9 protein-coding genes are annotated in these 8,089 nt (G+C 50.6%); all 9 read left to right on the top strand.

The features are described from left to right. Window positions 1–964 (top strand): hypothetical protein (locus tag KUA11_RS12575; protein WP_217410660.1); only part of this gene is annotated, 964 nt, incomplete at its 5' end. After that, a complete protein-coding gene (locus KUA11_RS12570; protein WP_217410658.1) occupies window positions 965–1,351 on the top strand; it encodes a phage scaffolding protein in 387 nt (128 codons plus the stop codon). 12 nt (window positions 1,352–1,363) lie between these two features. Further along, window positions 1,364–2,731 (top strand): major capsid protein, encoded by a 1,368-nt coding sequence (locus KUA11_RS12565; RefSeq protein WP_217410656.1) that lies wholly within the window; start codon window positions 1,364–1,366, stop codon window positions 2,729–2,731. A 59-nt stretch (window positions 2,732–2,790) separates the two neighbouring features. Then, on the top strand, window positions 2,791–3,186 hold the full coding sequence (locus KUA11_RS12560; RefSeq protein WP_217410654.1) for a hypothetical protein: 396 nt from the start codon (window positions 2,791–2,793) through the stop codon (window positions 3,184–3,186). Next, window positions 3,186–3,863: a hypothetical protein gene (locus KUA11_RS12555; protein ID WP_217410652.1), complete on the top strand. Its 678-nt coding sequence runs from the start codon at window positions 3,186–3,188 to the stop codon at window positions 3,861–3,863. The genes KUA11_RS12560 and KUA11_RS12555 overlap by 1 nt, the downstream gene beginning before the upstream one ends. Beyond that, window positions 3,863–5,764: a glycoside hydrolase family 71/99 protein gene (locus KUA11_RS12550; protein WP_217410650.1), complete on the top strand. Its 1,902-nt coding sequence runs from the start codon at window positions 3,863–3,865 to the stop codon at window positions 5,762–5,764. Before KUA11_RS12555 ends, KUA11_RS12550 begins: the two co-directional genes overlap by 1 nt. A 23-nt stretch (window positions 5,765–5,787) precedes the next feature. After that, window positions 5,788–7,353, top strand: coding sequence for a phage tail protein (locus KUA11_RS12545; RefSeq protein WP_217410648.1), 1,566 nt, complete (start codon window positions 5,788–5,790; stop codon window positions 7,351–7,353). Continuing rightward, the gene (locus KUA11_RS12540; protein ID WP_217410646.1) at window positions 7,350–7,775 is read left to right on the top strand and encodes a hypothetical protein; all 426 of its coding nucleotides are present in this window, start codon (window positions 7,350–7,352) and stop codon (window positions 7,773–7,775) included. The genes KUA11_RS12545 and KUA11_RS12540 overlap by 4 nt, the downstream gene beginning before the upstream one ends. Then, window positions 7,775–8,089, top strand: a complete 315-nt coding sequence (locus KUA11_RS12535) for a hypothetical protein (protein ID WP_217410636.1) — start codon at window positions 7,775–7,777, stop codon at window positions 8,087–8,089. The genes KUA11_RS12540 and KUA11_RS12535 overlap by 1 nt, the downstream gene beginning before the upstream one ends.

Raw genomic sequence — 8,089 nt, 5'->3', positions numbered from 1 at the left:
GTCGCATTGGCCATCGGTCACGGTCCATGGAGCAGACGAACAGGCCAAAAACACGATCCGTCAGATTGTGAAAGCCATGAATTTGTCTTCTCTTATGGAGCAGGCAGCCGTCATGGGATCGGTTGGTTCTGTGGCGATTCTCGTGCAGGTGATTGAGAACGAGCTTGTCATCGAGATTAAAAGAACCTGTTTTCTGGAAACGATATTTTCTTTGTTTGATGCCACCAGACTGATCCGTGTTCGTGAGCAGTATATTGTTGACGCGGAAGGATTGAGGCGGGCTGGTTTTGGCCAGTTTGAGGCTGGGAATTACTGGTTTACTCGTGATTTCACGGAACAAGAGACAATTTGGTACCAACCGATCCGCGTCGATGCCTGTGTCGGTATGCCGGATGACCTTGTGCGTGATGACGAGCGGTCTCTGGTGCATGGGTTGGGGGTGGTGCCGGTTGTATGGATTCGGAATCTTCCTGGAACAGATCCTGTATATCCAGAAGGGAAATGTACGTTTTCTGCGGGCATCGATGCTATGATCGATGCTGATTATCTTTTGTCGCAGACGGTACGGGGGCTGAGATATTCCGCCGATCCGACGATGGTGTTGTCGGTTGATGAATACATGATGCCGGGCGGAGGCATTCCTCCCATTACCAAAGATGCGTCGAACGCTATCGCTCTCCCACAAGGCGGGGAAGCCAAACTTCTTGAGATCAATGGAACAGGTGCGGCGGCGGCACTCAACATGTGGGAGTCTTTGCGATCGCTTGCGCTTGAGGCCATGCATGGAAATCGTGCGCATGGTGACAAGGTTTCGGCAGGTCAGTCGGGACGTGCAATGGAGTTGATGTGCCTCGGTCTGACCTGGCTTACCGGACGGCTACGACGATCTTATGGAGAGTTCGGTCTGTTGTCGGTCATCAGACTTATTGCCCGTATCAGCCAGACTGTTCCGGAACTGACGTAGGTGCGCAATGAAGCCCAGACAACTGCCGAGGCCCGGGCGATGGAGATTGCCGGAGTTCGTAAGGACGCTGCTATTCGCACGGCGGCTGTTACTTCGGGACTCGTGGACATGGAATGTCTTCCGCTTCTCGATATCACATCTATTTCTGTCGATGAAAACGGAAATGTCTGTGGTGTTGAAGAGGCATTTGAAGAACTGAAAGAAAAAAAGCCATTTCTTTTTTCTGGTGCCATGGAAAACTCGACACGTGTCAGCGGGACAGCAAAGCTTGCCTCGGCTCCGCGTGCGAAAAGCGTGTCCTCGGGCTCTATTCGTGACCTTTCCGAAGGTGAATATCGCCAGTCATTGAAGAAGCTCGCGCCATCTTACGCGCGTCGCTACAATTAAGGATATTCCTACGTGACGATTGATAATTTTCCATCACAGCTTCAGCCTATCATTCAGCAGGGTTATCTGGCCCGTGAATTTTCCGCTGGCCTTCAATCCCGTATTGCCTTTCGCGCTATTGCTGATCGGGAAGTCTTTCCAAACCGTGTCGGTGAGACGATCACCAAGACGCGTAAAGGGCTGAAATCTCCTGTGACGACGCCAATGAATCCGTCGCAGAATGTAAATTTCGACAATGGCCTTACGCCTTCGATGTGGAGTGTCGAACAGTACACACTGACTATCAATCAGTATGGCGACACCATTGATCTGAACGTTGTCAGCGAAGGCGTTGGGATTGCCGATCAGTTCCTCGCCAATGCCAATACCAATGGTATTCAGGCTCTTCAGTCACTGGACCGGATTGCGCGTAATGCGCTGTTTGGCGGGGGTGTCGGTGGTGTGGGTGGCTACATGGGAGGTAATACCCGTGTCACCACAGCTCTCGGTTCGAGCAGCACGCAGGTGGCTGTGGATGATATTCGCGGTTTCGAAAGGCTTGTAAATTCGACCGGACAGGTTGTGTCGGTGGCGCAGTCCGCCGGCATGACGGTGACCATCGGAAGCAATGCTTACACGCTTGTGTCGGTGACGGCGGATAGCGTGAATACCTCTACTGCACCTTTGGGACAGTCGGGAACATTGACGCTGTCGACTTCAGTATCAGTCAGTGATGGTGCGGTGGGCAGTCCGGTGGTCAGCTCCACGGCGCCGCTGGTTCTGCGCCCCAACAACCGTCTTACAACGGCCCAGCTTGTGGCGCCTACGGGCAATTATGGATCCAGCAATTATGTCACAGGTGACACGCTGGGCATCCAGACGGTTCTGGCAGCGGTTGCGGCTTTGCGTATGAACAACGTTCCGACAATCGATGGTGCTTATCACTGTTATCTGGACGATCAGCAGATGCTTGGTCTTTTCCGTGATGGAGATTTTAAATATCTCTATCGTGGTGCCTACGGAAGCGATACCTATCGGGCTGGTTCCGTTGTGGAGCTTCTTGGTGTTCGTTTCATCCCGACAACGGAAGCGCCCTTGCAGGCCTCTCTTGGGGCGGGGGTCATTCATCGTGCAATCGTTTGTGGTCAGGGCGCGTTGATCGAGGGCGATTACAGTGGTGCTCTTGAACTGCCTGACAGCGAGCGATCGCTGGTCGAGAATGTAGATGGCATCATGATGGTCACACGTGAGCCTCTGGATCGCCTGAAACAGATGATCGCTCAGTCGTGGTACTGGATCGGCGGTTTTGCACTGCCAACCGACGCAACTGTCAACCCGACGATTATTCCGACTTCGACCAACAGTTATCTCAAACGCGGTGTGGTCATCGAGAGTCTGTAACGTGGCATGACCGGTGGTTCCCTAGTTATGGAATTGCCGGTCATTGAAGGGATAGGGACGTGAGCGACGTTGCGCCACAAACCGAACTGACAGCAGGCGAGAAAGTGGATATTCGGCGTTATTGCTGGTATCCACTTTTGGGAAATGGCCATGGTTTCGGTTTTTTTTGCGATTATTCAAACCGATGCTCGATTGAGTATCGAATGAATACATTATCTTTTGAAGAAATTAACGTCGTGCGTCGTATGTTAACGACCCTTATGTCACTGGAAACGGGGCCTGCAGCTTCGGCGTCCAATCTGGACACCGACAAGGCATCGGTGTGGACACATAATAAGGACGAGGTTGCACAGAGAATTGGTCTGTTCAACCAGCAGAGATTTGAACTTGTTCGTTTTCTCGGGGTGCGTCCCGGTCCTGCCTGGCAATCAACGGATATCAGGCTCGTGGTCTGATGGATCTTTCTTTATTACAGCAAAAAATTTCATCCGGTCTGACTAAGGCCGCTTCGATCGCGGGCGTTCCTGTAGTGCGGAAGCGGCCACAGGAAGCATTTGTTCCTCTTGGAACAGGTGATTCAATTGCACTGAAAAGTCTGTTTGACATGTCAGCTTCTTTTCCAGGAACTTCACCTGATACATGGGGGCATGTCTCCCTCTTTGCCTCAGTGAATAGTGATATTCTGGTCGGAGATTATCTTCAGGTCATCCCGGATTCTGATCTTCCTACTCTTCTAGCCGATACGTATTTCGTGGCTCGTACAGAGCCAGCTCGGCCGTCTCTTGTGATCATGACAAATGCCGTCATTTCTTTTTTGCAATCAGATTCATCATTGGATGACGGTGATTTCGGTTTGCGTGTACCTCAAGTCCCTGTCAGGAAAGATGACATTTCAGTGGCTACAGGTTGGCCTGCATCAATGTTGCGATCCGGTGGCGGAGGAAAGTCAACGACTGATCTGGGAACGGACGTCAGGGTGGCGGGCTGGGAGATCCTTATGCCTGTGATTCCAGGAGTGAGGATCCATGAAGGACTGCGTATGCAGGACGAACACAACAACTTTTTCCATGTCTGTTCCGTTGAACAAACGCCTTTTGGCCTGCGTATCGAAGTGACAGCGGATCAGACGTGATGACAATTGCTCAGGTTGAACAGCATCTGGCGCAAGCTATCGCGGAACAGATTTATCCTCAGACCGATATTGGACGCATGCGTTCCAGTATCGGTTTGGATGTCAAGGTGGCGCGTGGGGAACCTCAGCAGACGGAACTGCAAAAGGATCTGATGTCCCTCACTCCGGTAGGATGGATTGTCGTCAATCAGGCGGAAGGCCAAGTGACAGACAAGACACGCTATCGGCGTGACTGGCGGAAAGCCAAGAAGCAGTTTTGTTTTGGCCTGGAAGCCGTTAATGCACGCGATGGATTTTCCACCACGTTTGTGGGAACGGCACAAACTGACGGTGTGGCTGGTATCGAGATTGAGGGTATCTCCTATCCCGTTGAGGTGAAAAAAGGGCAGGGAGCCACTCTGGTAGCGCAGAAGATTTCTGCGCTTGTGGCATCCATTGGGCGTTCGACCTGTACATGTATTGAATCGACGCTGACGAGCACGACAGGAACTGTTCTCATTGGAAAAGCGTCTGGGCGTCTTCTCTTGCAACGGGAAACTGGCCGCTCAGATGTAAGTTTTATCATCTCCTTATACGCACCCTCCATTTTTCATCGTGATTCCATGGAGAAAGCGGTGATGGATGCTGTTTTGGAATGTAATGATTTTTCATTGGCTCAGGTTGATACGGGAAATTTTAGATTTTGTGGGAGAAAACTCAATAATGGCAACCTGAATGCCAATGTATATGGGCTTGACCTCGAATGGAGGGCAGAAATTGCTTTCAGCGAGACGTTACTTACTGTGCCGGTTATGTGGACGACTGGGGTGGTCAATGACATCCTGACATTAGGTACCAAGGAAGGCTTGAATATCTCGGATCTACCTCCTTTAGGAGCATTCCGACAGGACTTCTGGTATAATATGACACGTTCTGTGGACCAGCAATGCGCAACCGCTCTTTCTGATGTTCGGTGGTCTGATCGACTTCCTATTAATACACTGACGTCTCCTTCAGGGAGTGTGTCATGGCCTGTGGCGGATCAGGCGGTTATGGATGTAGAAATTAGGTCGGCAGTGCAATGCGGCTTGTCATTCTGGATTTTTGATACAAAGTTCTGGTTGGATGGGAAGGGAGATGATTTTTCCCTTTATCTATCCAGTGTACAGAAGAATGCATTGAAATTTAGTCTTCTTGTGCATTTTGAGCAGATTGTTGCGGGTCATCAGCCTGAATACGAAATATATTTAAATGATCCAAGTTGTTTCTTGTTTGGGGATGGACGTCCGCTTTTATGTCTTGGTATGGGATCGGTGGATTTTTCTTTATCGGAAGTGAATATTGTAGTCGACTACATAAGAAAAATTCGAAAAGAAAAACTGTCTGAAAATCTTTCCAATCCTTATGTTCTTCTCGTGCCATCACCTGTCTGTGCTCAAAGTGAAATAGAACACATGCGGAAAAAAGTTGGTGCGGACGCGATTGTAGCAGGAAATATTGTCCGACCGATCATAGAGCCCACTCCTTATTCAGATTTGGCCACAAGTGTAAAAAACGATTGGCAAGAAAAAGAAAAAAACGGTTCTCCTATAATCCCTGTGGCGATGATGGGATGGGACAGGCGACCATTGGTGGATGTTCCGCAAGCATTATTTCCACTCAGAGAGAATGAAAATAGAGATTCGTTTTATGAGGAAGATATAGAGGCTTGTGCGGAACTTGTTCGGGATCTCCTGAATTTTTCCAGAAATTCTGGAAGCGTTTCGGCAAAAGTAGGTCTTATTAATGCATGGAATGATTTTATCGAAGGTACATGGCTAGCGCCTACCCGTGGGGACACGGATATGGATGAAACGCGCGTGATGTGCGTTGCGCACAAGATCGAAGAAATCAAAGCTGCGGATATTTTTCCTGACGTATGATTTCATAACATAAAGGGCATAAAATGGGTATCATTACTCAATCTGGAACGCTGAATACAGCTTCCCTCGTGGTTCCGGATCTCTATGTGCAGATCCAGACAAATGGTAGTACGTCACTTTCTGGAGCGCAGACAAATGTCATTGGCGTTGTGGGAACAGCGTCGTGGGGACCGGTAAATACACCTCTGGTTTTTGGTACGTCTGCTGAACGTATTGTGGCGTTCGGCCCCATGCAGACGAGCCAGTTCGACCTGGCCACAGTCGTGTCCACAGCGATTTTGCAGGGGGCTTCCAGTTTCGTTGGTGTTCGCGTAACTGATGGTACAGACGCTGCTGCATCCGCGGCTCTACTGGCCGATGAAAACGGAACGACTTATCCCGTGTTGCTCTCTGCACGTTATACGGGGACATCAGGCAATACCATTACGGCCGCACTTTCGGCTGGCTCGGCGCTGAATACGTGGAAACTGACGGTTTCCATGCCAAACAGTATTCCTGAGACGTTCGATAACATAGCGGTTGGAAGCACCCCTGCCGATTTCTGGGCGGCCCTTGTGTCGGCTGTCAATAATGATGTGTCAAACGCCCGTGGACCGAGCAATATCGTTGTGGCGGCTTTGGGTTCCGAAACGAGCGTGGCACCAACGGCAATAGCGAACATCACCCTCGCCAATGGCAAGGATGGCAATACAGGGGTTGTCGCGGAAAATCTTGTGGGCACAGATGGTGTCACCCGTACGGGCATGTATGCCCTGCGAGGACAGGATTGCAGCATTGGCGTGTTGAGCGGCGTAACGGACAGTTCCACATGGTCCACGCAGGTGGCTTTTGGTGTGGCTGAAGGCCTTTACATGATTTCCGGCGGTCCGGCTGGGCAGGCGATTTCCGATGCACTCGCCAGCCGCACTAGTGCGGGGGTGGACAGTTACGCACTCAAGGTCATGTTTGGCGACTGGATCTATTGGTATGATTCAGAAAATTCATTGACGAGACTGGTGTCACCAGCAGGTTTTGTCGCAGGTCGTCTTGCGTCTCTGTCACCGCAACTGCCTAGTCTGAACAAGCAGCTTTATGGCATTGTCGGGAGTCAGAAAAGTGGATTGACGAGTACGGGTCAAACCCTGACGTATTCGTCCTCTGAATTGTCTTCGCTTTTTGAGAACGGTTTCGATGTCATCAGCAATCCGGCCCCTGGAGGGAGTTACTGGACGGTAAGAGGTGGATTCAACTTTTCGAGCAATTCTGAAATTGACGGTGATGAATACACCCGTGTGACCAATTTCATTGCCCGCACGATTTCGGATGGTATGGGCATCTACATCGGTGAAGCGATTTCTACCACCCTGTTCCGAAACATTGAGGCAACACTGACAGGGTTCCTATCCGATCTGCAGTCGCAGGGGGTGATTGGTACGGAGGATGGCAGCGTTGCCTATTCGGTGACGTGTTCATCGTCGAACAATCCGCAATCCCGTGTCGCTCTTGGATTTTTACAGGCCGATGTGAGTGTGACCTATTTCGGCGTGAACAGGAAATTCATCGTGAATATTGATGGAGGGGCCGACGTGACCGTGGCCAGCGCATCGTGACAACACCTTATACCCTTGGCCGTCAGGGCTCGATCATCCTTGTCTGGAATGGTACGCGTGTGGATTTGCAGGATGTGGTGGATTTTCACGCGCAACAGGAAATCCACGTTCAGCGCGCCAATCCACTGAACAAACCACCTATCGAATTCAATACGCCTGCGGGTTGGAGAGGCGGCTTCACTCTTGATCGAGCGAATGCCGCACTTGATACGTTGTTCAATGAGGACGAACTGGCATTTTGGAACACAAACACCATCTCTTCTGGTGTGCTCTATTGCTATATTGAAGAAAATGATGGTTCAGCCTCAAAGTTTGAGTATAGCGGTGTCACGCTGGCGTTCACAAACGCGGGGAAATTCGATGCCAACAGCATTGTTTCGCAGTCGGTGACCTTCTTCGCCAGTCAGAGGCGTGCCATCTGATGAGCCAGGCTGGAAATGATATGGAAATTGTCACAGCGGAAGGACGGAAGCTGTCCTATCGTGAAATGAATCCGGGAGAGATCCTTGATTTTCTTCTGGCTTGTGGAAGTGAGGGAGCTCGCAACGAAGCCTATCTGAATGCGGCTCAGGCATGGTGCTCGGTGCGGGCCATCGATGGCATTCCTGTTCCTTTTCCTTCCAGCCGAAATGGCATCCGTGATCTGGTCAATCAGATTGGGGCTGATGGTATCGAAGCCATTGAGCGGCATTTGCAGGCCGATGATGAAGATCAGGTCCACGACATAAAAAACTAG

The sequence above is a fragment of the Acetobacter estunensis genome, assembly GCF_019083805.1.
GTDB lineage: Bacteria > Pseudomonadota > Alphaproteobacteria > Acetobacterales > Acetobacteraceae > Acetobacter > Acetobacter estunensis_A.
The sequence above is the reverse complement of the archived record's forward strand: the minus strand, read 5'-3'. Positions and strand labels throughout refer to the sequence as shown.